Here is a 24,516-nt window from a genome sequence, read left to right as displayed (position 1 = left end):
TCTCACCAACCTTTTTCAATATCGCGATCATGAAGCAGAGAGGAACGAACGTCTGCAATCAGGTACAGCGAGCCGGATACGACGGCCAGATCCTCGGGACCCGTTCGTCCGATCAGCATGTCGAGCGCCCGGCGCCAATCCGGTTCGGCCGCGGCATCGGCTGGACAGCCGGGGATGCCGGCCGCGATCCGCGCAAGTTCGCCTGCGTCCAGCTTCTTCTTGAAATCCGGTTCGGTTACAATGAGCGAATCCGCTATTGGTAGTATATGCCGCAGCATGTCGATATGATTCTTGTTCGCCAGCGCGCCGATCATCAGATGAAGCCTGCGCCAGCGGAACGATTCCTTGAGGGCCGCCGCGAGCGCGGCCATGCCTTCCGGATTGTGCGCGCCGTCGAGCAGAATGCGCGGCTCCTCCCGGACCAGCTCCAGCCGGCCGGGCCATCGGGCCGCGCGCAGGCCTTCCTCGAGCACGCCCTCCTCGAGGATGAGCGCGTAATACTGCCGCAGCACCTCAAGCGTCATGACGGCGACGGCGGCATTCGTCCGCTGGTGCGCGCCGCGCATCGCGATCTCTAGCGGTTCGATCGCGCGGAACGGCCCCTCGAACCGGAATCGCTGCGTTCCTTCGCCGGACTCGAGCGGCGTTTCGCGGAACTGCTTCCCGAGCAGATAAAGCGTGCTCTTCTTCGCGGTCGCCGTTTCGGCGAGAACGCGGATCGCCTCGGGCTGCGACGCCGCGCTGACGACCGGCACGCCGGCTTTGATGATGCCGGCTTTCTCCGCCGCGATCGCTTCCAACGTATCGCCCAGCACGTCCATATGGTCGTGGCCGATGTTCGTGATGACGCTCGCGACCGGCACGACGACGTTCGTCACGTCAAGCCGCCCGCCAAGCCCGGCTTCCCAGACGACATAATCGGGGTAGGCGACCTTCGCGAAATACAGGATCGCGAGCATGGTCGTCACTTCGAACATCGTCGGCGATCCGAGCTCGGTCTCGGCCAGTTCGTCGACATGCGGCTTCACTTCGTTCGCAAGCCGCACCAGCACTTCGTCGGGAATGTCCCGGCCGTTGAATGTAATCCGATCCGTAAAGCGGGTCAAATAAGGCGACGTGAACGTCCCCACATTATAGCCCGCTGCACGGAGCACACTGGTCAGATAGGCGCAGACGGAACCTTTGCCGTTCGTTCCGGCCACATGGATGAACTTGAGCCGGCGCTCGGGCCGGTCAAACCGCTCGAGCAGCCAGGTGATGCGCTCTAGTCCGGGACGGATGCCGAACGCGGTCAGACCGGTGATCCAGTCGCGCGCCTCCTCGTATGTCCGGAACGGACCCGCATCCTGAACCCCGGTGTCAAACGCTCCGCCGGTCCGTTCGCTCATGTCGGGCATCTCTCCGCTTCTCCTCCTTGTGTGTCCGTCAGCCGCGCAGTTCCGCGATGCGGGCGATCGTCCGGTCCCGCTTCTCGGTGTAGTCGCGCAGCTTCGCCCGTTCTTCCTCGATCACTTTCTCGGGCGCCTTCGCCATGAAACCTTCGTTCGCGAGCTTCTTCTCGACCCGCTCGACTTCGGCGTTCAGCGTCTTCAGCTCTTTCTCAAGCCGCGCAATTTCCGCGTCGATATCGATCAGACCCGCCAGCGGCAGATACAGTTCCGCCCCGGTCACGATCGCGGTCATCGCCTTTTCCGGCGCCGGGATCCCCGTGCCCAGCTCGAGGGAGGAAGTGCCGCAGAAACGGCGGATGAACTCCTCGTTGCGCTTTGCGATCGCAAGCTCGGCTTTCCCTGTGAGGCTCACGATCAGGTCGACCTTCTTGCTCATCGGCACGTTCACTTCGGCGCGGATGTTGCGGACGGCGCGGATGATGTCCATGAGCAGGTTCATCTCGCGCACCGCGTCCGGCGATTCGAACGCGGTCTCGTACACCGGCCACGGCGCGAGCGTGATCGTCTCGCCTTCATGCGGCAGATGCTGCCAGATTTCCTCCGTGATGAACGGCATGAACGGGTGCATGAGCCGGAGCGTCCGGTCAAGCACATAGGCCAGCACCGATTGGGTCGCGCGCTTCGCCGCCTCATCCGTGCCGTACAGGTTCAGCTTCGCGAATTCGATGTACCAGTCGCACAGATCGTCCCAGATGAAGTTGTAGAGCACTCTTCCGGTTTCGCCGAACTCGTAGATGTCGATGAGCCGGGTGACGTCGCGGACCGTCTCGTTCAGCCGGTGCATAATCCATTTGTCCGCCGTGCCGAGCGGGCCGGACAGATCGATGTCCGCAGCCTTGAATCCGTCCAGATTCATCAGCGCGAACCGCGACGCGTTCCAGATCTTGTTCGCGAAATTGCGCGCCTGCTCGACGCGCTCCCAACGGAAACGCAGATCCTGGCCGGGCGAGATGCCCGTCGACAGCATGTAGCGCATCGCGTCCGCGCCGTAGCGCTCGATGACGTCAAGCGGGTCGACGCCGTTGCCCTTCGACTTCGACATCTTCTCGCCGTTGGCGTCGCGCACGAGGCCGTGGATGAGGACGTCCGCGAACGGCCGCTCGCCCGTAAACTCCAGCGCCGTGAAAATCATCCGCGACACCCAGAAACCGATGATGTCGAATCCGGTCACGAGCACCGTCGTCGGGTAGTAGCGCTTCAGGTCCTCCGTTTCGTCCGGCCAGCCGAGCGTCGAGAACGGCCAGAGCGCGGAGCTGAACCACGTGTCCAGCACGTCTTCGTCCTGGCGGAGCGATGCGCCGCACTTCGGACAGGTCGTCAGATCTTCGCGGGACACATGCATTTCGCCGCAGTCGTCGCAATACCACGCCGGGATGCGATGGCCCCACCAGAGCTGGCGGGAGATGCACCAGTCGCGCACATTCTCGATCCAGTGCATATAGTTCTTCTCGAACCGTTCGGGCACGAACCGGACACCGCGCTCGGAACGCTGGACGGCGATCGCCTGCTCCGCGAGCGGCTTCATCTTCACGAACCATTGCGTCGACAGGAACGGCTCGACGACGACGCCCGTCCGCTCGCTATGCCCGACCTGGTGGACGTGCTCCTCGATCTTGATCAGGACGCCCTGCGCCTTCAGATCCTCGACGATCCGCTTGCGGCACTCCGACCGGTCAAGGCCCTGGTACGGCCCGGCATTCTCGTTCATCTTGCCGGTCTCGTCCATGACGATGACCTGCGGCAAATCGTGGCGAAGCCCGATCTCGAAGTCGTTCGGGTCATGGGCAGGCGTAATCTTGACCGCACCGCTGCCGAACTCGCGGTCGACATATTCGTCCGCGATGACCGGAATTTCGCGGCCGATAATCGGCAGCACGATCGTCTTGCCGATCAGGTCCTTGTACCGCTCGTCGTCCGGATGGACGGCCACCGCCGTATCGCCCAGCATCGTCTCCGGACGGGTCGTCGCGACCGTAATGTGGCCGCTGCCGTCCTTGAGCGGATAGCGCAGATGGTACAGCGCGCCCTGCACTTCCTTGTACACGACCTCGATGTCGGACAGCGCCGTGCGGGCGGCCGGGTCCCAGTTGATGATCCGCTTGCCGCGGTAGATCAGCCCTTTCTCATACAGGCGGACGAACACCTCGCGGACAGCGCGGGACAGCCCTTCGTCCAGCGTGAACCGCTCGCGCGAATAGTCGAGGGAGAAGCCCATCTTCGCCCATTGCTCGCGGATCGTGTTCGCGTAATGTTCCTTCCATTCCCAGACCTTCTCGAGAAACTTCTCCCGGCCGAGATCGTACCGGCTGATCCCTTGCTCGCGCAGCGTCGCTTCCACGCGCGTCTGCGTCGCGATGCCCGCATGGTCGGTGCCCGGCAGCCAGAGCGCGTCATAGCCTTGCATCCGCTTCGTACGGATCAGGATGTCCTGCAGCGTGCAGTCGAGCGCATGGCCGATATGCAGCATGCCCGTCACGTTCGGCGGCGGGATGACGATCGTGAACGGCTTCGCGTCCTTCCGCCGTCCCGCTTCGAAATACCGCCCCTTGATCCAGTAATCGTACCATTTCTTCTCCGCCGATTTCGGGTCATACGTCGTCGGCATCGCGATCGCGGATTTGTTTTCCGTCATGCTCAACCTCACTCCTCATGCGGCATGGATCCGGCAATCTCCGCGCAGGGGGTTCAACAAAAAAACCTCTCGCCCGACAAAGGACGAAAGGCTCTTCGCTTCCGTGGTACCACCTTTATTCCGCCGGCGGTCCAGACGCTGGCGGCACTTGCCGGCTCGTAACGGTTGCCAACCGGCCTGCCCTGGCGCGCGCGGCGCTCGAACAGGCGACTCCGGGGCGACCCGCAGCCGTCCGATCCTGCAGAACCTCGCAGCCTCACGGTTCCGCTCTCTGAAGGCAAGACGCGCTGCTATTCCCCTTCTTCGTCGTTCGCTGTCGGGATTGCCGAATCCCGTAATGCTAACAGTTATTATTTCCTATCATAACGATGTTAACCGTCTTCGTCAACAAGAGGGACATGCCGCGGGCCCGGCAAACAAAAAACCTCACGCAGGGGAATTCCCTCCGTGAGGCTGCGCCGCTGACCGCCAAGCCCGTTACGGGATGTAAAGCACCTGGCCTTCCGTCACCTCCGTGCCGTTCAGCCGGTTGGCCAGCGCGATCTCGCGCGGATTCCGCTGATAGCGGCCGGCAATGGCATCGAGCGTGTCGTCCTTCTGCACGATGCAGAGCCGCACCGTGCGGAACGATTCCTGCACGGCGGCGCCGCGGAACAGGCTCTTCCAATCCACTTCGTCCGACGAAGACTGCCGATGCCCCGCATCCGCCGCTTCCTGTGCCGGTTCCTGTTCTTCCGCAGGCCGCACGCCGGCTTCATACCGCGCCTCCCGCCGATCCGGGAAAAACAGTTTCCCGAGCCCCGGAGAACCTTCCGCTCCCGCCGGCTCATTTTCCCGCTTCGCGTTGACCGCGACTTTCACGTCGACCTTGCCGGATGCGGCTTGCGCGGCGGGCTGCTGACCGCCGGTTCCGCCCCATTCCCCAAGCTGCGCCGACGGCGTGACGGCGATCTCCTCCGTCTGCAAAGGCTGCGCGTCCGCTTGCCAGACATCCCGGCCGTCTGCCGCGGACAGATCATTCGCTTCGGGGGAACCGGCCTCGATTCTGGCATCTGAAGCATCCCCGGAACCGGCGGCGGACAAGTCCGGCTCCGCATCTTGCCCGGATCCCGATTCCGGCTCGTTCGCCCGTACGGAACTTTCATCAGCCGCCAGGTTCTCCTGCACCCGCGCCGCAAATTCTTTCCATTCCACGGGCCCGGCCGCCTGAACCGCTTCGGATTGAAGCTCCGTCTGTCCGGCGAAACTGTCTTCGGATGGCGCCGATTCCACAGACGAATCCGGCCCCGCATCGTCCGCGCTTTCCGCGGCAAACGCGTCTTCGCCGCCGGCGTTCCGCCATTCCGCAAATTGTTGCGCCGCCCCGGACGTTTCATCCGGCGCCTGGGCCGCATCCGCTGCTGTGAAGGACGGCTCGGCTTCGTCAACCGGTTGCGCGGATTCGCCGGCGGATTCCGGAGCCGCATCTTCGATCAGTTCCCGCCCGCGGCGGTGAACCACCGTATACGGCTCTTCTCCCCATGCGTACGTCTGCTGCCGGCTGCCCAACGCTCCCGCCTCGATGCCCCGCAGCGTCAGGACGCCCGTAACGTTGAGCGTGCGCTTATCCAACACGTCGACGTCGAAATTGTCCACTTCAACGGCCAAATCTTCGAGTCTGCTCACCCGTTCCAGCGGCAAAGTGATTTCCACCGGAATCCAATGCTCCAGCTGCCGCGAATTTCGGCTTTCGTCGTCCGGAAGATAGACGCCGCCGAGAAGCAGGCTGCCGCGCAGCACCACCTGATCTCCCTGGCGTTCGGCCTGGACACAGGGCGTCAGTTCGACTTCTTCGATCTCGCGGATGTCCGCCGCATCCTGCGGCAGGTGAACGCGCTCGTAGACGTCGAACCGGAGCCCGCTCGGTTCGTGCACGTCGCTTCCTCCTTCCTTCCGCAACCATGGATATGAACGGATTCGTTCCTTCGTTCAATATCTATCTATATGGCCGCATGAAGGAGGGCATGCCTGCATTTTCCCTTTCAGGCCGGCGCGGCGCAGCGCATCTTCAAACCAGCGCGGACGCGGCGCTTCGACGACGACCGGACGCCCGGTCCACGGATGCGGGAAGCTGAGCGATTCGCCGTGCAGCGCCTGATGGGAGAGACGGGGATCGGGCGGGGCGCCGTACAGCGTATCCCCCAGCAGCGGATGGCCGATATGGCTGAAGTGGACGCGGATCTGGTGTGTCCTTCCCGTCTCGAGCCGCACCCGGACCAGCGCCAGATCTCCCGCTTCCTTCACCGTCTCGTAGTGCGTCACGGCGCGGTCACCGCCGGGCTGAACCCGCCTGCGCGGGCTGCGGCCGCGATCCTTGCCGATCGGTGCATCGATCGTGCCGGCGCGCGGCCGGGGCGCGCCGTGCACAATCGCGAGGTATCGCCGCTCGATCCGCTTCTCCCGCATCGCTTCGTCCAGGCGCAGCTGGGCCAGATCGTTCTTCGCATAGAGTACCGGTCCGGACGTATCCGCATCCAGCCGGTGGATATGGCGGACCGGCAGCGGATCGCCCGCCTGCAGCACATGCCGGACGGCCGCTTCGTCCAGCGTCCCGCCCATGCCCGGATATGCGGGATGGACAGGCATGCCGGCCGGCTTGAGCAGGACGAGGCACCAGTCGTCCTCATGCAGCACTTCGGCCCGCGCCGGCTCTCCCCGGCCGGCGAGCAGCGGGTGATCGGTCCAGTCATGGGGAGGAAATGCTTTCAGCGACAGCATGCCGTTCTCCAGCCGGATGCCGCCGACGGAGAAAAGGCGGTTCAGCCACTTCTCCGGCAGGATGCCGTCCGCGATCAGCCGGCGGCGCACATCGTGCGGATGCGTTCCATCCGCCAGCCCCTCGGGACGCGGATCGGGCAGCGGGATGCGCAGCCATTCGCCGTCGCGCCGGGCCTGCGCCAGGTCGATCAAGGCGATCCCTCCCGCTTCCGCACAGCCCGCACGGAGCCGGCGGCAAGATTACAAGCGGCGCAGCGCTTCGTCATGGGCTTCGACCGTCGCATCGATGTCCGCCTCCGTATGGACGGCGGAGATGAACATCCCTTCGAACTGGGACGGCGCGATGCTGATGCCGAGGTTCAGCATCGACGCGAAATACGCCTTGAACCGGTCGAGATCGGACGTCTTCGCCGTCTCGTAATTGATGACCGTCTTGTCGGTGAAGAACGGGCAGAGCATCGAGCCGACCCGGTTGATCGTCGTCGGGATGCCATGGCGCTCCGCATTCTCCTCGAAACCGCGCTGCAGACGCGCGGACAGCGCCTCCAGACGCTGGTAGGTCTCGGGCGTCAGCAGCTTGAGCGTCGTGTAGCCGGCCGCCATCGCCAGCGGATTGCCCGACAGCGTGCCCGCCTGATAGATCGGCCCGCTCGGCGCGATCATTTCCATGATCTCCCGCTTGCCGCCGTACGCGCCGACGGGCAGCCCCCCGCCGATGACCTTGCCGAAGCAGGTCAGATCCGGTTCGACGCCGTACAGCCCCTGGGCGCAATTGTAATGGACGCGGAAACCGGTCATCACTTCATCGAAGATCAGCAGGCTGCCGTATGCCCGCGTCACCTCGCGCAACCCTTCGAGGAAGCCCGGCAACGGCGGCACGACGCCCATGTTGCCGGCGACCGGCTCGACGATGACGCAGGCGATTTCCTCGCCGAACCGTTCGAACGCGAGCTTGACGGCGGACAGGTCGTTGTAGGGCACCGTGATCGTATGCGACGCGACGCTGTCCGGCACGCCCGGGCTGTCCGGCAGGCCGAGCGTCGCCACGCCGGAACCGGCCTTGATGAGCAGGCTGTCCGCGTGGCCGTGGTAGGAACCTTCAAATTTCACGATCTTGCTCCGCTTCGTGTAGCCGCGGGCCAGCCGCAGCGCGCTCATCGTCGCCTCGGTGCCGGAGTTGACCATCCGCACGACATCGACGGACGGCACCCGCTCGACGACCAGTTCCGCCATCATCGTCTCCAGTTCCGTCGGCATGCCGAAGCTGGTTCCTTTTTCCGCCGTCTTTTTGATCGCCTCGACAACCTCCGGATGGGCATGCCCGAGAATGAGCGGTCCCCACGAAGCGACATAATCGATGTACGTGTTGCCGTCGATGTCCGTGATGCGGCTGCCGGAGCCGTGCGCTGCGAACACCGGCGTCAGGCCGACCGACCGGAAGGCGCGCACCGGGCTGTTGACGCCGCCCGGAATCGACCGCTTTGCCCGCTCGAAGGCGGCCTTGGAATGCTCATCCCTGCGGACTCGCGTTTTTTCGACCAATTTCGTCACTCCTGTCATTTCAAGAATCTTACCCTTCTCCAGAGCGGCGACAGCTTCGGCGAGCTGTTCCTGATCGACGGCCGCCCGCGCTCGGCTTCGGCCGCGTCGCTGGAGCCTACGTCGGTCCTGGTCATCGCGGAACAGCCGTTCCACGAATTGCTGCGCACCCATTACGATATTACCAGGCGCATCATGGCCGGACTGTGCCAGCGGCAGCGGGATACGAACCAGCATGTGCACGACCTGACGTTCCTCGACTCGCGAACCCGCGTCATCAAGAATCTGATCCTGCTGGCGAACCGGCACGGCCAGCGCAGCGGCAACCTCATCGCAATCCGCATGCCGCTCAACTACGACGAGCTGGCGCAGATGGCCGGCGTGCAGAAAAATGTACTCGCCGAAGTCATCCGTGACATCGAGGACCGCGGCATTCTGCGCCTCTCGCCGAACGAATATACGCTCGATCTGTCGAAGCTGCGGAGCTGACCGCCCACAGCTTCTTTTTTATTCAAGCTTGAGCCAGTTCGCCGCGTCGATCGCGTGATAGGTGATGATCAGGTCCGCGCCGGCGCGCTTCAGGCCGGTCAGCGTCTCCAGCACGACGGCACGCTCGTCGATCCAGCCGTTCATCGCCGCCGCCTTCACCATCGCGTACTCGCCGCTCGTGTTGTAAGCCGCCAGCGGCAGATCGAAGTTGTCCTTGATCGTCCGGATCACGTCCATGTAGGCGAGCGCCGGCTTCACCATCAGCATGTCCGCGCCTTCCAGCACATCCGACTCCGCCTCGCGCAGCGCTTCGCGGACATTGGCCGGATCCATCTGGTACGTCTTCCGGTCGCCGAACTGCGGCGCCGATTGGGCGGCGTCGCGGAACGGGCCGTAATAGGCCGACGCGTATTTCACCGAATAGGACAGAATCGGCACCGATTCGTGCCCGGCGGCATCCAGCGCCCCGCGGATCGCGGAGACGAACCCGTCCATCATGTTCGACGGCGCGATGATGTCGGCGCCGGCATCCGCCTGCGACACAGCCGTCTTCGCCAGCAGCTCGAGCGATTCGTCGTTGGCGACGTCCGCACCGCCCGAAGGGGTTCTGCGCACGATGCCGCAATGGCCGTGGTCGGTATATTCGCACAGGCAGGTGTCGGCGGCGACGACGAGATCGGGGGCGAGCCGCTTCACTTCCCGGATCGCTTCCTGCACGATGCCGTTCGGATCGTAGGCCGACGAGCCGATCTCGTCCTTGTGCTCGGGGATGCCGAACAGCATGATCGACTTCACGCCGGCTTCTCTGACCCGTTCGATCTCTTCGCCGAGCCGGTCGATCGAGAAGTTGAACACGCCCGGCATCGATTTCACTTCTTCGCGCACGTTCCGGCCATGCGTGACGAATATCGGATACATGAAGTCAGCGGCGGTCAGCACCGTCTCCCGGACCAGCTCGCGCAGCGCGGCGGTGCGGCGGAGACGGCGGTGCCGGATCAGCGGATAGCTCATCGAATCATTCCTCCAGCTTTATGAGTGTTCCGGGCGGTCTTCAGCTTTTGAATGCAGACTGTCCGTCATCAGACCGGCCGGCGTTCCGCCCAATAGGCCGCAATCGCGGCGGTGAGCGCGTCGATCGTCGACTCCGGCGGCTCGATCGCGACGGTCAGCCCCGCTTCCCGCGCGGCCGCCGACGTAAGCGGGCCGATCGACGCCACGGCCGTGCGGCCGAGCAGCGCTGCGGGATCGCCGACGCCCGCGTTTCGCAGCCGCCCGATCAGATTGCGCACCGTCGACGCGCTGGTGAACGTGACGATATGGATGCCGCCTTCGCGCAGCAGGTCGAGGATGTCCTCCCCGCCGCCGGCCGGCACCGTCTCGTACACGTCGATCTCGACGGGCGTGACGCCCAGCCCGCGCAGCGCTTCCGGCAGCGACTTGCGCGCCAGATCCCCGCGCGGCAGGAGCGCCCGCTGTCCCGGCCGCACAGTCCCACGCATGCTGTCCAGCAAGCCTTCGGCGTGGAACGTTTCGGGCAGCGCGGCCGGGGCGAGGCCGATCTCGCGCAGCGCTTCGGCCGTCTTCGGGCCGACGGCGGCGATGCGGGCCCGGTGGAACCGGCGGATATCCTGCCCGAACCGGCGGAGCCATTCGAGAAAAAAGCGCACACCGTTCACGCTCGTGAAGATCAGATGGTCGTACGTCTCCGCCGCCGCCAGCGCTTCCCCGATCGCCGCTTCGGCCGCCGCGCCTTCGGGCATGCGCGTCTCGATGGCCGGATACTCGATCGGTTCGCCGCCGAGCTCCTCGATCCGCTGCGACAGCGTGCCCGCCTGCGCCTGCGCCCGCGTGACGAGGACGCGTGCGCCGAACAGCGGCCGCTTCTCGTACCACATCAGCTTGTCGCGCTGCCGGACGACGTCGCCGACGACGATGACGGCCGGCGGCTCGAATCCGGCCGCCTTCACCTTATCCTCGATGTCGGCCAGCGTGCCGACGAGCGTTCGCTGGTTGGCCGTCGTGCCCCAGCGGATGAGGGCGATCGGCGTGCCCGGCGGACGTCCGTGCCGGATGAGTTGCCGCGCAATGTGGCCGATCCGCGCGACGCCCATCAGGAAGACGAGCGTGCCCGTTGCGTTCGTCACCCGGTCCCACTGGATCAGCTCGTCCAGCTTCTCCGGATTTTCGTGCCCGGTGATGATCGACACCGAAGACGCCAGATCCCGATGGGTGACCGGAATGCCCGCATAGGCCGGCACCGCGATCGCGGACGTAACCCCCGGCACGATCTCGAACTCGATGCCCTCCCGGCGGAGCGCTTCCGCTTCTTCGCCGCCGCGGCCGAAAACGGTCGGATCGCCGCCTTTCAGCCGGGTGACGATTTTGCCCTGAAGCGCCTGCTCCACCAGGATCCGGTTGATCTCCTCCTGCTTCATCGTATGGCGGTCCGGCAGCTTGCCCACATAGATCCGTTCCGCCCCCGGTTTCACATGCATGAGCAGCCGCGGACTGGCCAGCCGGTCGTAGACGATCACGTCGCACATCCGGATGCATTCGAGCCCGCGCAGCGTGATCAGCTTCGGATCACCGGGTCCGGCTCCGACCAGATACACTTTCCCCTTGCTCAAGCCCCCGGTCACCTCACATCCGCGAGTATACGGTCGGCGCCAAGGCCGATCAGCCTGCGCGCCAGCTCCGTGCCGAGACTTCGGGCGTCCGTCCCCGTCATCGACTCTTTCAGCAGCACGCCGCCGTCCGGCGTGCCGACCATGCCGGTCAGCCGGATCTCCTCGCCCGCGATCTCGGCGTAGGCGCCGATCGGCACCTGGCAGCCGCCGTTCAGCTCGGCGAGGAAGCTGCGCTCCGCCTCCACCGCCCGGGCAGACACCTCGTCGTTGTAGCGGCTCAGCAGGGCAAGCATTTCCTCGTCATTGGCGCGGCATTCCACGCCGAGCGCGCCCTGACCGACGGCCGGCAGGCATTCCTCGACCGGTATCGGAGCGGTCGCCCGATCTTCCCAGCCCATCCGCTTCAGGCCGGCCATCGCCAGAATAATGGCGTCCAGCCCTTCCGTCTCGAGCTTCCGGATCCGCGTGTCGATGTTGCCGCGCACCGGCTCGAGCCTGAGGTCCGGGCGAAGCCGCTTCAATTGGCATACCCGCCGCAGGCTGCTCGTGCCGACTCGCGCGCCGTGCGGCAGCTCCGTGATGGAGCGCGCCCCGCGGGCGATCAGCGCGTCGCGCGGATCGACGCGGCGCGGCACGGCGCCGATGACCAGACCGTCTTCCAGTGTATGCGGCACGTCCTTCATGCTGTGGACGGCTATATCGATGCCGCCGTCGAGCAGTTCCTGCTCGATCTCCTTCACGAACAGCCCCTTGCCGCCGACTTTCGACAGCGTCACGTCCAGAATCCGGTCGCCCTTCGTCACGATTCGGCGCGTCTCGAATCGAAACGGCAGACCGAGCTCCCGCGCCAGCCGCGCAAGATCCGCGATCACCTGTCCCGTCTGTGTAAGCGCCAGGGCACTCTGTCTCGTGCCCACGACGATTGTTCGAACTCCCGCCACCAAAGTCACTCCCCGTCTGTTCCGTCCATTCCGTCTTCCGCCGCCGGAGAAACCGGCCGCTCCTTAAGCTCCCGGATGCGCGCGGCCAGATCCACTTCCGCAAGATCGCGGCGCCACTCCGCTTCCGGCACATCCAGCGCGGCGCGCAGCACGCGCCTCCGCTCGCGCGCGTCGGGCACCGCGGCGCGGGCCGCTTCACGAAGCCGATGCAGCCATTCGGCATAATCGGCCCAGGATTCGCCGTACCGCTCCGCCAGCTCGCGCGCGATCGCGCCCGCCAGCGCCGGGCTGGCGCCCGACGCGGTGACGGCAAGCACGAGCCGTCCCCTGCGGACGACGGCCGGCGCCGCGAACGACCCGGCCTCCCGGTCGTCCGCCGCGTTCACGAGAATGCCGCGGCGCATCGCTTCTTCGGCAACCCTGTGATTCACTTCACGATCCGCTGCCGCGAAGCAGAGCCGGACGCCGTCGAGATCCTCGTCCCGGTATTCCCGTCGGACCCAGGTGATATACCCCTCGCTTGCCAGCCGCTCCAACCCTTCCGTCGCGGCGGGCGCGACGACCCGCACGGCGGCGCCCGCATCGAGCAGGCCGCGCGTCCGGCGTTCCGCCACGGGGCCGCCGCCGACGACCAGGCATTGTTCGCCTTCCAGGCGCAGCATGATCGGATAATACCGCGTCACATCGGCTCACCGCCCTATGACCAGGAGTGGAAGCGCGACGCCGCGCCGATGAGCGAATTGGCCAGCAGCACACCGAAAGCGTACAGATTCCACCGCGCCGTCAGCAGGCCGGGATCCATCCGGCGCTTCCGCTTGGCTATGTAGATGATGTAGACGATCGCCGCCACCAGCGCCGTGATGACTTTCCAGTCGGCGAGCCATTCCGCCCGATGCGCGGCCAGCAGCGTCGCCGCGGCCACCGCGAGCGACAGAATGAGCAGCGGGGTGCCGGCGAGCACGGCGCCGTACGCGCACCGGTCGATCGTCTCCAGGCTGGGCATCCGCCGGACGACGGCGTTCCAGCTCCGGCTCTTGAGCTGCCGGTGCAGCAGCAGATACATGAGCGAGAGGACGGCGCCGGCGGTGAACAGCGCGTACGCGGCAAGCGCGAGACTGATGTGCACGATCAGCAAGTACTGCGCGGCATCCCACAGCCGGAGCGGCGCGGCGGACGGGCCTTCCGCCGCCACCGTCGCCAGCACCGAGAAACCGACGACATTGACGGCGAAGACGAACGGCTCGATCCGGACAAGCCGGCTTGCGGCCAGCGAGATCGTGACGAGCAGCCAGACGAAGAAGAACAGCGTCTCGAACCGCGTCAGCCCGGCAGGATTGTCCAGTTGCAGCAGGCGGTAAATCAGATAGCCGGTCTGAAGCACCCATACGAACACAAGGAGCCCTGTGCCCATCCGTTTCATTTTCCGGTTCGATGATACGAAATCGGAGAAATAAAACAGAAGGCTCAGGGCATACAATACCAACAGGCCGTGAACCGACAGGCCGTACATGGGGCATGCCACCTCCGGGCCGCATCCTCACGGAGTGGCTGCAGCGAGGCGGCCCGCCGCTTTCCGGACAGGACCCGCCGCTTCCGGCCGCTCGTCCGGGCGCGCATCGGAGGTCTTCGAATCCGGCCCCGTTTCCTGCTGCCCGATCGCATCTTCGAGCGCAAACAATCTGACGAACCAATCCATCGCTTCGCCGGCCTTTTTGTCTCCGGCCATCTCCTTGATGCGGAGAATCGGGTCGTGCATCATCTGGTTGACGATGCTCTTCGTCAGCTTCCGGATCACCTTGCGCTCGTGGTCGGTCAGATCCGGCAGCTTGTTCGTCAGGCTTTGCATCGTCTCCGTGTGGATCTTCTCCGCTTTCTCCTGCAAGGCGCGGATGAGCGGAACGACGCCGAGCGTCTTGTACCAGGAGAGGAATGCTTCCAGTTCCGCCGCGATCATCGTCTCGATCTTGGCCGCTTCCTTCCGCCGCTGTTCCAGATTCGATTCCACGATCCCTTCGAGATCATCGATGTCGTACAGAAAGACGTTCGGAATGTCGGCGATGGCCGGATCGAGATCCCGCGGCACGGCGATATCGATCAGGAAGAGCGGGCGGGACGGACGGGACCGCATCGCCTGTTCCACCTGGGCCTTCATCAGCACGTATTCCCGCGATCCGGTCGAACTGATGACCACGTCCGCTTCGGCCAGCCGCGCAGCCGCTTCCTCAAGCCGCATCGGCTCGCCGCCGAGCCGACCGGCGAACTCGACCGCCCGCTCGTAGGTCCGGTTGGCGACCAGCACCCGCTTGATACCGGAAGCGTTCAGATGCTTCGCGGTCAGCTCGCCCATTTTGCCCGCGCCGACGATCAGGGCCGTCTTGCCGCCGAAGCCGCCGAAAATCCGTTTCCCGAGCTCCACCGCCGCATAGCTGACGGACACGGCGGACTCCCCGATCGACGTCTCCGTGTGGGCTCTTTTGCCGAGCGTAACCGCCTGCTTGAACAGCATGTTGAACAGCGTCCCCGTCGCGCGCTCCCGCTGGGCGAGCAGAAACGCGTCCCTCACCTGACCGAGAATCTGCGTCTCGCCGATGATCATCGAATCGAGGCCGCAGGCCACGCGGAACAGATGCCGGATTGCCGCTTCATCTTCATACATGTAGAGATACTTCGTGAACGTCTGGCGCGGCATGCCGAACCACTGTTCCATGAAATGCCGGATGTAATGACCGCACAGCACATGGCGGTCGACGACGGCATAGAGTTCCGTCCGATTGCACGTGGCGACAATGACGCATTCCATGATGCTCGGCGTCTGTTTCAGCATTTCGATCGCCTTCGGAAGTTCCTGCTCGGCGAAAGCGAACCGTTCCCGCACTTCGACAGGCGCCGTCCGATAATTCAATCCCACGACAATGATGTGCATCCGCGTCACCACTCCAGACCGGGCCGTACCGCTACCGGGCCCGGCAAGAATTCAGCTTTGAAATAGTATAGCATAGTTCGGCAGCGTGTACCCGGACAAAAATGAAAAATATATGAAAGCTCGCCGCACTTCTATATTGTGGACGCAACTGGAACCGGATATTCGAAACATGCAAAAACAGCCACGGAATCATCCATGGCTGTTCGTTCCTTCATTATTCGGTTCACACCAGCGCGAACGGCTTCAGTTCGGGTTCTTCCACCCGAAGCTCGCCGATGCCGCGAATGAGCTTCTTCGCATGGACCGTGCGCGGCTTCAATACGGAAAGGAGATAGTCAATCGCCAGCTGGGGGTCGACCGTCTCGCCGCAGGTATAGCAGTCCAGTGCCGCGAATCCTTTCTCAGGATACGTATGAATCGAGAGGTGGCTTTCCGAAAGCAGGACGAGCACCGTCGCGCCTTGCGGTTCAAATTGTTTCGATTGTACCGAGAGAACCGTAGCACCGCAGGTTTCCGCGGCTTCCACCAGTTGGGCTTGCAGGAACTCGGCGTTGTTGAGCAGTTCGAAATCTACGCCCCAGGCGTCGACTGCCACGTGTCTTCCGAAAGTTGAGTACTCCACTTTCGGTTCCCCCTTCCTAGGAATAAAATGTGAAGCAAATTTCATCCGCTAGGACCTACGTCATTCACTACTCGAGGGAATCATTCTCTCGCAACATTACATGTCCTGAGTGAATCCTGGTTCCTATATTGAATTCAACGAAGATAAAAATAACATCTTCAGGCGAGAAATGCAACACTTTTTTTCAGGCAGCGAAAATCGTCCGGATCCCGCGCCGGACAAGGCCTCTCGCCAGGCAATGGCATGCGCCGTTTTCATGGCGGCGCGTCCGGTTTGCAGGGAAAGACTTGTCAAAAGAAAAGCCGCCGGTTCGAAAACCGGCGGCCGATCATGCCGATTATTCCGCTTCGAGGATGAACAGCTGCTTCGTGTATTGCCGCAGCCGTTCGTCAACGGCTTGCTTCTCGCCCGGCGAGGTGCATTGATTGCGCAGATCGAGCAGCTCGTCGATTGCATCCTGGATGCGCTCGATCTCCCGTTCCACCTGGCGGCTTACGTACAGCGACTCCAGCTCGCCGACCGTATCCCGCCGCTCAAATACGACCCGCACGCCGTCCGCCGTATGTTCGACAATCTTGTGGACGGCGCCCCGTTTGTAATAATACGTCATCGTAAAACCGGAATAAATGCGATTGACAACGGCATCGCCGCGGAAAGCCGAGACGGCTCTGCGCAAGGCATTGGTCAACTTCGGATGGACTAACCGGCAGGACAGCTCACAGACAAACCGATCATCGCGCTGTTCGAACGTCATGCTGACTTCTTCACCGTTCGTCTCGTCAACCAGCGCCATCTCCTGGTTGCCGCAGCCGACCACCCGCACCCTGATGCGGATGTTCTGGCCTCCCACAAATCGAACGAACCGGTCCAGATCGTCAGCCGAAAGCTGCAGTCGGGCGTTCACATACTCTGTGGCCAGCCGTTTCGCCATATGAAAATCTCCTCAATTCTTAAGCTTGCGCCGCAAATCGCGGCTTTCTGCCTGATTCCATTATACGCGATCTTCCGAATGAGCGCCTCCCGCTCCAGCCCCGATAATCGCGCATTTTCCCGAGAAATTCCGGCGAATACCGCGGGATGGCCGAATTTTTACCCGGTATCCTTTGAATTGTACCGCAAGTTACAAGGCTTGCGGCCTTATCCGGCAATTGCCTGCCGCACGATGTTCCACAGTTCTTCCCGCCCCTCGCCCGTCTCCGAGGAGAACATGACGAGCGGAACATCGGGCGTCATCCCGAGCGTCTCGCGGACGACGCGCAGATGCCGCTCCCGCCTCGTGCGGGGCACTTTGTCCGCCTTCGTCGCGACGACGCAGGTCGGAATGCCGAAATGGCGCAGCCAGTCGTACATGAGCCGGTCGTCTTCCGTGGGCGGGTGCCTGAGGTCGACGATAAGCAGCTGCAGCTTGAGCTGCTTCCGCTCGCGGATGTACGATTCGATGAACCGCCCCCATTTCGCCCGCTGCGCCTTCGAGACCTTCGCATAGCCGTAGCCCGGAAAATCGACGAAGTACAGGCTGCCGTTCACCCGGTAGAAGTTCAGCTGCTGCGTCTTGCCGGGCTGCGAGCTCGTTCTGGCCAGATTTTTCCGCTCGATCATCCGGTTGATGAGCGACGACTTGCCGACGTTGGAGCGGCCCGCCAGCGCAATCTCCGGCAGGCCGTCTTCCGGCAGTTGTTCATGGCGCACCGCGCCGATGACGAATTCGGTACTGACGATCTTCATGGCTCCTGTCCGTTCTCCCGCTTCCTCACGATTTCCCCTCGGAGGGTCAGTGGATGTCGATCCGTGCTTCCTCTCCGCCGGCGCCGGACTCCAGCACATGGACGGGCGGCAGTCCGCCGACCAGGGCGTGCGCCAACACTTCATCCATATGCGAGACCATGACGAACTCGAGCTCTTCGCGGATGCTCTCCGGCACTTCCTGCAAATCGCGGGCGTTGTCTTTCGGAACGAGCACTTTCCGGATGCCGGCGCGGTGGGCGGCGAGCGATTTCTCCTTGAGCCCGCCGATCGGCAGCACCCGGCCGCGGAGCGTGATTTCTCCGGTCATGGCGACTTCCTTCGAGACGGCGCGTCCCGTCAACGCGGAGATGAGCGCGGTCGCCATCGTGATGCCGGCGGAAGGGCCGTCTTTCGGAATCGCGCCTTCCGGCACGTGGATGTGGATGTCATTTTTCTCATGGAAATCCGGCTCGATGCCGAATTCGACCGCCTTGGAACGCGTATAGCTGAAGGCGGCCTGCGCCGATTCTTTCATGACGTCGCCCAGCTTGCCGGTGAGCGTCAGCTTCCCGCTGCCGGGCATGACGGTCACCTCGATTACCAGCGTGTCCCCGCCGACTTCCGTCCAGGCTAGGCCCGTCGCGGCGCCGACCTGATCCTCCTGCTCGGCGAGTCCGTACCGGTACTTGGCCGGTCCGAGCCATTCCTCGACCCGCTGCCGGTCGACGACGATCGTGCCGCGGTCCGGTTCGGTGACGATCTCCTTCGCCGCCTTCCGGCAGAGCGCAGCGATCTGCTGCTCGAGACCGCGCACGCCCGACTCGCGCGTATACTCCCGGATGAGCGCCTGCAGGGCATCCGGCTCGACGGCAAGCTGTTCTTCCTTCAGCCCGTGATCCCGCTTCTGCTTCGGCAGCAGGTAGCGCTCCGCGATCTCCCTCTTCTCCAGTTCGGTGTAGCCCGGAATGTATAGCACTTCCATCCGGTCAAGCAGCGGGCGAGGAATGTTGTGCACCGCGTTCGCCGTCGTCACGAACATGACGCTCGACAGATCGAACGGCAGCTCGATGTAATGGTCGCTGAACGTGCTGTTCTGCTCCGGATCCAGCACTTCCAGCAGCGCAGCGGCCGGATCGCCCCGGAAGTCCATCGCCATCTTGTCGATTTCGTCCAGCAGGAAGACCGGATTGGCCGATCCCGCCGTTTTCATTCCCTGGATGATGCGTCCCGGCATTGCGCCGACATAAGTTCTGCGATGGCCGCGGATTTCCGCTTCGTCCCGCACGCCGCCGAGCGAAATGCGCACGAACTGGCGGCCGAGCGACCTGGCGATGGATCTGGCGATCGACGTCTTGCCGACGCCCGGCGGTCCGACGAGGCAGAGGATCGGGCCTTTGAGCCGGTTGACCAGCTTCTGCACGGCGAGATATTCGAGCACGCGCTCCTTCGGCTTCTCCAGGCCGTAATGGTCCTCGTTCAACACCGCCTCGGCCTTGGCGATGTCCAGATCATCCTCGGTACGTTTGCGCCACGGCAGCGCGAGCAGCCAGTCGATGTAGTTGCGGATGACGCCTGCTTCGGCGGACGACGTCGGCATCCGTTCGAGCCGGTCGATCTCCTTCGATATCCGCTCGCGCACGTTGTCCGGCACGTCGGCCGCTTCCAGCTGGGCGCGCAGCTCCTCGACTTCGCCCGCCCGGCCTTCTTTGTCGCCGAGCTCCTTCTGGATCGCCTTCATCTGCTCGCGCAGGTAATATTCCTTCTGCGTCTTCTCCATCTGCTTCTTGACGCGCTGGCTGATCTTCCGCTCGAGTTCCAGCACTTCGCGCTCGTTGTTCAGCAGATCGAGAATTTTCTCGAGCCGTTCGCGAACGTCGATCGTCTCGAGGATGTCCTGTTTGTCCTTGATCTTGAGCGACAGATGGCTGGCGATGACGTCCGCGAGCCGGCCCGGCTCTTCGATGTCGCTGACTGCAGCCATCGTCTCCGGCGTCACTTTCTTCGACAGATTGATATAGTGTTCGAACTGACCCAGCACCGTGCGCATGAGCGCGTCGATCTCGGGATCGGCCGCATCCCGCTCGGGCAGTTCCTTGACCATGACTTCATAGAATTCGTCGTTCGGGACGTACTCCGTAATCTCGGCGCGCGTCAAGCCTTCCACCAGCACGCGGATCGTGCCGTTCGGCAGCTTGAGCATCTGCCGCACCCGCGCAATGGTGCCGACACGGTAAATATCGTCCTGCGTCGGTTCCTCGATGCCCGACTCCGATTGGGAACAGAGCAGGATCGTGTTGTCGCCGACCATGCAGCGTTCCAGCGCCCGCACCGACTTTTCCCTGCCGACATCGAGGTGAAGCACCATGCTCGGATAGACGAGCAGTCCTCTGAGCGGCAGCAAGGGCAGGCGCCGTCCTTTCCATTTGCCCGGTACCACGCCAGCACCTCCCTGATCGATTGCACAGTTCGCCGGCCGGTTCATGCAGCGCGGCCGTCCGGCGGTATAAATTCTATTTTAGCATTCCGCCGAATCGGCCTGCAAATACGACACCTCCGGCACGGCGAAGCGCTCGGCCGGCGCGGCGGATTCGATGTCGAGACGGCGCAGTTCAAGATCGGGAAACGCGATCTTCAACACTTCTTCGACGTGTCCGACCGGCACGACGTTCAGCCCGTCGAACCGCGAATAGAAGTCCTGCCAGTTGTCCTTCGGGATGACGACCGTCCGGGCGCCCGCCTGGAACGCAGCCTCCACTTTGGCCAGCACGCCGCCGACCGGTTTCACGTTGCCGTGGATGCCGATCTCGCCGGTCATCGCCAGCTTGTTGTCGACGTGACGGCCCGTGATGGCCGACGCGATCGCGGTCATCATCGCAATGCCCGCCGACGGACCGTCGATCGGCGTGCCGCCCGGGAAGTTGATGTGCAGGTCGAAACGCTGCGGTTGGAACCCGAAGCGCCGCAGCACCGTGAGCACGTTCTCGACCGATCCCTTCGCCATGCTCTTGCGGCGCAGCGTGCGCGAGCCTCCTCCCAGTTCTTCCTCGTCGACGACGCCGGTGATCGTGAACGAGCCTTTGCCCGAGCGAACCGGGATGGCGCTGACCTCAATCTCGAGCAGCGTCCCCATGTTCGGACCGTAGACCGCCAGTCCGTTCACATAGCCGACCTGCGGTTCCGCCGGCACTTTCCGTTCGGGACGCGGCGGAATCTGGCTGGAATTCGCCACCCATTCGATGTCGGCCGCCTCGATCCGTTCGCGGCGTTCGGACATTGCCAGTCCGGCCGCAAGCTGCACCATGTTGACCGCCTCGCGGCCGTTCGTCGCGTATTTCGTGACGGCTTGCACCGCGTCGGGATGGTACGGCATGCCGATCTTGCGCATGGCGCCTTCGGCGATCTCCGCAATCTCATCCGGAAGCAGCGGCCGGAAATAGATCTCCATGCACCGGGACCTGAGCGCGGGCGCAATCTCCTGCGGCGACCGCGTCGTCGCGCCGACGAGCCGGAAGTCGGCGGGAAGCCCGTTCTGGAAGATGTCGTGAATGTACTGCGGGATGTTCGGGTCTTCCGAATGGTAATAGGCGCTCTCGAGGAACACTTTCCGGTCTTCGAGCACCTTGAGCAGCTTGTTCATCTGGATCGGATGCAGCTCCCCGATCTCGTCGATGAACAGCACGCCGCCGTGCGCCTTCGTGACGGCGCCGGGCTTCGGCTGCGGAATGCCGGCGACGCCCATCGCCCCCGCGCCCTGATAGATCGGGTCGTGCACCGAGCCGATCAGCGGGTCGGCAATGCCGCGCTCGTCGAAGCGCGCCGTCGTCGCGTCGATCTCGAGAAACTTCGCGTCATGGCGGAACGGCGAAGCCGGGTTTTTCTTCGCTTCCTCGAGCACGACGCGGGCGGCCGCCGTCTTCCCGACGCCCGGCGGGCCGTAGATGATGACATGCTGAGGATTGGAGCTGCAGAGCGCCGCCTTCAGCGCGCGCAGCCCTTCATGCTGCCCGACAATGTCGTCCATCGTCTGCGGCCGCGTCTTCTCGGCGAGCGGCTTCGTCAGCGAGATCGAACGGAGCCGGCGCAGCTTCTCCATCTCCTTGCGCGATTCCTTGTCGACGGCCGTCCGGTTCGTCCGCTGCGTCCGCAGCAGATTCCAGAAATACAGCCCGATCACCACGGCGAAAAACACCTGGATCAAAAGCAACACGACACTCAGATTCATGCGATTCGCTCCTCCCGTTTGCGGCGGTCCGTATCCTGTTCGAACCGCCGGACACAAAAATCCGGCAATCAGGATCAATACTTGTAAGTATTGCCTGTTTGCCGGACATGATACGGGAGGTTAAATTTTGGCAGCGTGCCGTTTGCGTCCCGGAATTTCGCCCGTCTCGTTGTAGACGCGCACGATCTCGTCGATTTCTTTCTTCAATTCGTTCAGCAGCTCCGCCTCGGGCACCTTCCGGATCATCTCGCCGTAGCGGAACAGCATCCCTTCGCCGCGGGCGCCGGCGATGCCGATGTCGGCTTCCCGGGCTTCCCCCGGGCCGTTGACCGCGCAGCCGAGCACCGACACTTTGATCGGCACCTTGATGTTGGCGATATAGTCCTCCACTTCGTTCACGATCGAGAACAGATCGATGTCGAGGCGTCCGCAGGTCGGACAGGAGACGAGCGTCGCCGCATTCGAGATCAGGCCGAACGCTTTCAGCAGCTCGCGGGCGACCTTCACCTCTTCCACCGGATCGGCGCTCAGGCTGATGCGCACCGTGTTGCCGATGCCCATCGCGAGCAGCGCTCCGATGCCGGCCGAACTTTTGACCGTGCCGGAGAACAGCGTACCGGCTTCTGTAATGCCGAGGTGAAGCGGATAGCGGATCTTCTCCGCCGCCATCTTGTATGCGGCGATGGCCATCGGCACGTCGGACGCCTTCAGGGAGACGATGATGTCGCGGAAATCAAGCTCCTCCAGAATACCGATATGGTAGAGCGCGCTCTCGACCATCGCCTCCGGCGTCGGATAGCCGTATTTCTCCAGCAGATGCTGCTCGAGCGATCCCGCGTTGACGCCGATCCGGATCGGAATGCCCCGCTCCTTGCACGCCTTGACGACAGCCTCCACCTTCTCGCGGCGACCGATGTTGCCGGGGTTGATCCGCACCTTGTCGATGCCGTTCTCGATCGCGGCCAGCGCCAGCCGGTAGTCGAAATGAATATCCGCAACGAGCGGGATATGAATCCGTTTCTTGATCTCCTTGATCGCTTCCGCCGCTTCCCGGTTGTTGACGGTGACGCGCACGAGCTGGCATCCCGCTTCTTCCAGACGGTGGATCTGGGCGACGGTCGCCTCGACGTCGGCCGTCTTCGTCGTGCACATGCTCTGGATCGTCACTTCATCGCTCCCGCCGATCACCAGGCCGCCGACCCGGACCGGAACGGTGTCTTTCCGATGGTACATGGCCTTCTCTCCCCATAGAACGTCAAATGCCACCCAAGCCGCGGGGGACGCTCCCCCGCGGCAGAGGTGGTCGCTTGCCATCGCCTGGCGTCAGGCGCTTTCTTCTTTCTTCTTGCCCTTCTTCGTCGTCAGCTCGGGCATGATCTTCTCGCGCACCACTTGCTCCGTGATCATGCAGCTGCTGATGTCGTCGCGGGACGGCACCTCGTACATGACATCGAGCATGATGTCCTCGATGATCGCCCGCAGACCCCGCGCGCCCGTATTCCGCTTGATCGCTTCCTTCGCGATCGCTTCAAGCGCAGCCGGCTCGAAATCGAGCTTCACGTTGTCCATCTCGAGCAGCTTCTGATATTGCTTCACCAGCGCGTTCTTCGGCTCGGTCAGGATGCGGATGAGCGCCTGCTCGTCAAGCGGCTCGAGCGCGGAGATGACCGGCAGACGGCCGACAAACTCCGGAATGAGCCCGAATTTGAGCAGGTCTTCCGGCTGCACGAGCTTCAGATATTCGCCCGGTTTCATTTCCTTCATGTTCTCGCCGCCGGCGGTAAATCCGATGACCTTTTTGCCGATCCGGCGCTTGATGATCTGCTCCAGTCCGTCGAAGGCGCCGCCGCAGATGAACAGGATGTTCGTCGTATCGATCTGGATGAACTCCTGGTGCGGATGCTTGCGTCCGCCTTGCGGCGGCACCGAAGCGACCGTGCCCTCGAGAATCTTCAGCAACGCCTGCTGCACGCCTTCGCCCGACACATCGCGGGTAATGGACGGATTCTCCGATTTGCGCGCCACCTTGTCGATCTCGTCGATGTAGATGATGCCGCGCTCCGCCTTTTCCACGTCGTAATCCGCAGCCTGAATCAGCTTGAGCAGGATGTTCTCGACATCCTCGCCGACATACCCCGCTTCCGTCAGGGAAGTGGCGTCGGCGATCGCGAACGGCACGTTCAGAATCTTCGCCATCGTCTGGGCAAGCAGCGTCTTGCCGGAACCGGTCGGACCGACGAGCAGAATGTTGCTCTTCTGCAATTCAACGTCTTCCAGCTTGCTCTGCGAGTTGATCCGCTTGTAATGGTTGTAGACGGCCACGGACAGCGATTTCTTCGCCTGGTCCTGACCGATCACATACTGGTCCAGAATCGCCCGGATTTCCTTCGGTTTCGGAATATCCTTCAGATCGAGCTCCTCTTCAGAACCGAGTTCCTCCTCCACGATCTCCGTGCAGAGCTCGATGCATTCATCGCATATATAGACGCCTGGACCGGCGACCAGTTTGCGCACCTGATCCTGCGATTTGCCGCAGAAGGAGCACTTGAGCTGGCCCTTCTCGTCATTGAATTTGAACATTCGGATAT

General features: G+C 63.3%; 19 protein-coding genes. 1 reads left to right on the top strand and 18 read right to left on the bottom strand.

Features of this window, described 5'->3' with window-relative positions:
- Nucleotides 1-2 precede the first annotated feature (2 nt).
- From C6W55_RS14720 to hemL, 5 genes are all read right to left on the bottom strand, one after another.
- Entirely contained in the window at nt 3-1,397 is a 1,395-nt protein-coding gene (locus C6W55_RS14720; protein WP_483316368.1) for a bifunctional folylpolyglutamate synthase/dihydrofolate synthase, read from the bottom strand.
- Nucleotides 1,398-1,425: 28 nt separating this feature from the next.
- Nucleotides 1,426-4,083, bottom strand: coding sequence for a valine--tRNA ligase (locus tag C6W55_RS14715; RefSeq protein WP_015255407.1), 2,658 nt, complete (start codon nt 4,081-4,083; stop codon nt 1,426-1,428).
- A gap of 477 nt (nt 4,084-4,560) precedes the next feature.
- Entirely contained in the window at nt 4,561-5,997 is a 1,437-nt protein-coding gene (locus C6W55_RS14710) for a LysM peptidoglycan-binding domain-containing protein (protein WP_015255408.1), read from the bottom strand.
- A gap of 54 nt (nt 5,998-6,051) precedes the next feature.
- Nucleotides 6,052-7,032: an RluA family pseudouridine synthase gene (locus C6W55_RS14705; RefSeq protein WP_286893510.1), complete on the bottom strand. Its 981-nt coding sequence runs from the start codon at nt 7,030-7,032 to the stop codon at nt 6,052-6,054.
- Nucleotides 7,033-7,080: 48 nt separating this feature from the next.
- Nucleotides 7,081-8,400, bottom strand: coding sequence for a glutamate-1-semialdehyde 2,1-aminomutase (gene hemL, locus C6W55_RS14700; protein ID WP_286893509.1), 1,320 nt, complete (start codon nt 8,398-8,400; stop codon nt 7,081-7,083).
- On the opposite strand from hemL, the gene C6W55_RS14695 reads away from it, so the two are divergent.
- A complete protein-coding gene (locus C6W55_RS14695) occupies nt 8,347-8,868 on the top strand; it encodes a Crp/Fnr family transcriptional regulator (protein WP_286893507.1) in 522 nt (173 codons plus the stop codon). The genes hemL and C6W55_RS14695 overlap by 54 nt on opposite strands.
- A gap of 18 nt (nt 8,869-8,886) precedes the next feature.
- Here C6W55_RS14695 and hemB read toward each other — a convergent pair whose 3' ends face one another.
- From hemB to clpX, 13 genes are all read right to left on the bottom strand, one after another.
- A complete protein-coding gene (gene hemB, locus C6W55_RS14690) occupies nt 8,887-9,879 on the bottom strand; it encodes a porphobilinogen synthase (protein WP_286893505.1) in 993 nt (330 codons plus the stop codon).
- Nucleotides 9,880-9,947: 68 nt separating this feature from the next.
- Nucleotides 9,948-11,495, bottom strand: coding sequence for a uroporphyrinogen-III C-methyltransferase (cobA, locus tag C6W55_RS14685; RefSeq protein ID WP_286893503.1), 1,548 nt, complete (start codon nt 11,493-11,495; stop codon nt 9,948-9,950).
- 8 nt (nt 11,496-11,503) lie between these two features.
- Nucleotides 11,504-12,436, bottom strand: a complete 933-nt coding sequence (gene hemC / locus C6W55_RS14680; RefSeq protein WP_286893500.1) for a hydroxymethylbilane synthase — start codon at nt 12,434-12,436, stop codon at nt 11,504-11,506.
- Between the two features lie 5 nt (nt 12,437-12,441).
- Nucleotides 12,442-13,119: a precorrin-2 dehydrogenase/sirohydrochlorin ferrochelatase family protein gene (locus C6W55_RS14675; RefSeq protein WP_286893499.1), complete on the bottom strand. Its 678-nt coding sequence runs from the start codon at nt 13,117-13,119 to the stop codon at nt 12,442-12,444.
- A 14-nt stretch (nt 13,120-13,133) separates the two neighbouring features.
- Nucleotides 13,134-13,946, bottom strand: a complete 813-nt coding sequence (gene ccsA / locus C6W55_RS14670; protein WP_015255415.1) for a cytochrome c biogenesis protein CcsA — start codon at nt 13,944-13,946, stop codon at nt 13,134-13,136.
- A 27-nt stretch (nt 13,947-13,973) separates the two neighbouring features.
- Nucleotides 13,974-15,359, bottom strand: a complete 1,386-nt coding sequence (gene hemA, locus C6W55_RS14665) for a glutamyl-tRNA reductase (RefSeq protein ID WP_286893496.1) — start codon at nt 15,357-15,359, stop codon at nt 13,974-13,976.
- 223 nt (nt 15,360-15,582) lie between these two features.
- Nucleotides 15,583-15,981: an adenosylmethionine decarboxylase gene (gene speD / locus C6W55_RS14660; protein ID WP_015255417.1), complete on the bottom strand. Its 399-nt coding sequence runs from the start codon at nt 15,979-15,981 to the stop codon at nt 15,583-15,585.
- A gap of 337 nt (nt 15,982-16,318) precedes the next feature.
- Nucleotides 16,319-16,912 (bottom strand): hypothetical protein, encoded by a 594-nt coding sequence (locus tag C6W55_RS14655; protein WP_015255418.1) that lies wholly within the window; start codon nt 16,910-16,912, stop codon nt 16,319-16,321.
- A 206-nt stretch (nt 16,913-17,118) separates the two neighbouring features.
- Nucleotides 17,119-17,706: a ribosome biogenesis GTP-binding protein YihA/YsxC gene (yihA, locus tag C6W55_RS14650; RefSeq protein WP_015255419.1), complete on the bottom strand. Its 588-nt coding sequence runs from the start codon at nt 17,704-17,706 to the stop codon at nt 17,119-17,121.
- 46 nt (nt 17,707-17,752) lie between these two features.
- On the bottom strand, nt 17,753-20,188 hold the full coding sequence (lon, locus tag C6W55_RS14645; RefSeq protein WP_483316367.1) for an endopeptidase La: 2,436 nt from the start codon (nt 20,186-20,188) through the stop codon (nt 17,753-17,755).
- A 33-nt stretch (nt 20,189-20,221) separates the two neighbouring features.
- The gene (gene lonB, locus C6W55_RS14640; protein WP_286893489.1) at nt 20,222-21,928 is read right to left on the bottom strand and encodes an ATP-dependent protease LonB; all 1,707 of its coding nucleotides are present in this window, start codon (nt 21,926-21,928) and stop codon (nt 20,222-20,224) included.
- A gap of 120 nt (nt 21,929-22,048) precedes the next feature.
- Nucleotides 22,049-23,161, bottom strand: coding sequence for a flavodoxin-dependent (E)-4-hydroxy-3-methylbut-2-enyl-diphosphate synthase (ispG, locus tag C6W55_RS14635; protein ID WP_015255422.1), 1,113 nt, complete (start codon nt 23,159-23,161; stop codon nt 22,049-22,051).
- A gap of 90 nt (nt 23,162-23,251) precedes the next feature.
- On the bottom strand, nt 23,252-24,508 hold the full coding sequence (gene clpX / locus C6W55_RS14630; RefSeq protein ID WP_015255423.1) for an ATP-dependent protease ATP-binding subunit ClpX: 1,257 nt from the start codon (nt 24,506-24,508) through the stop codon (nt 23,252-23,254).
- Nucleotides 24,509-24,516: the final 8 nt, after the last annotated feature.

It is taken from the genome of Thermobacillus sp. (assembly GCF_003390775.1).
In the GTDB taxonomy this organism is placed as follows: Bacteria; Bacillota; Bacilli; order Paenibacillales; family Paenibacillaceae; genus Thermobacillus; species Thermobacillus xylanilyticus.
This window is presented reverse-complemented; position numbering and strand designations above follow the sequence as displayed.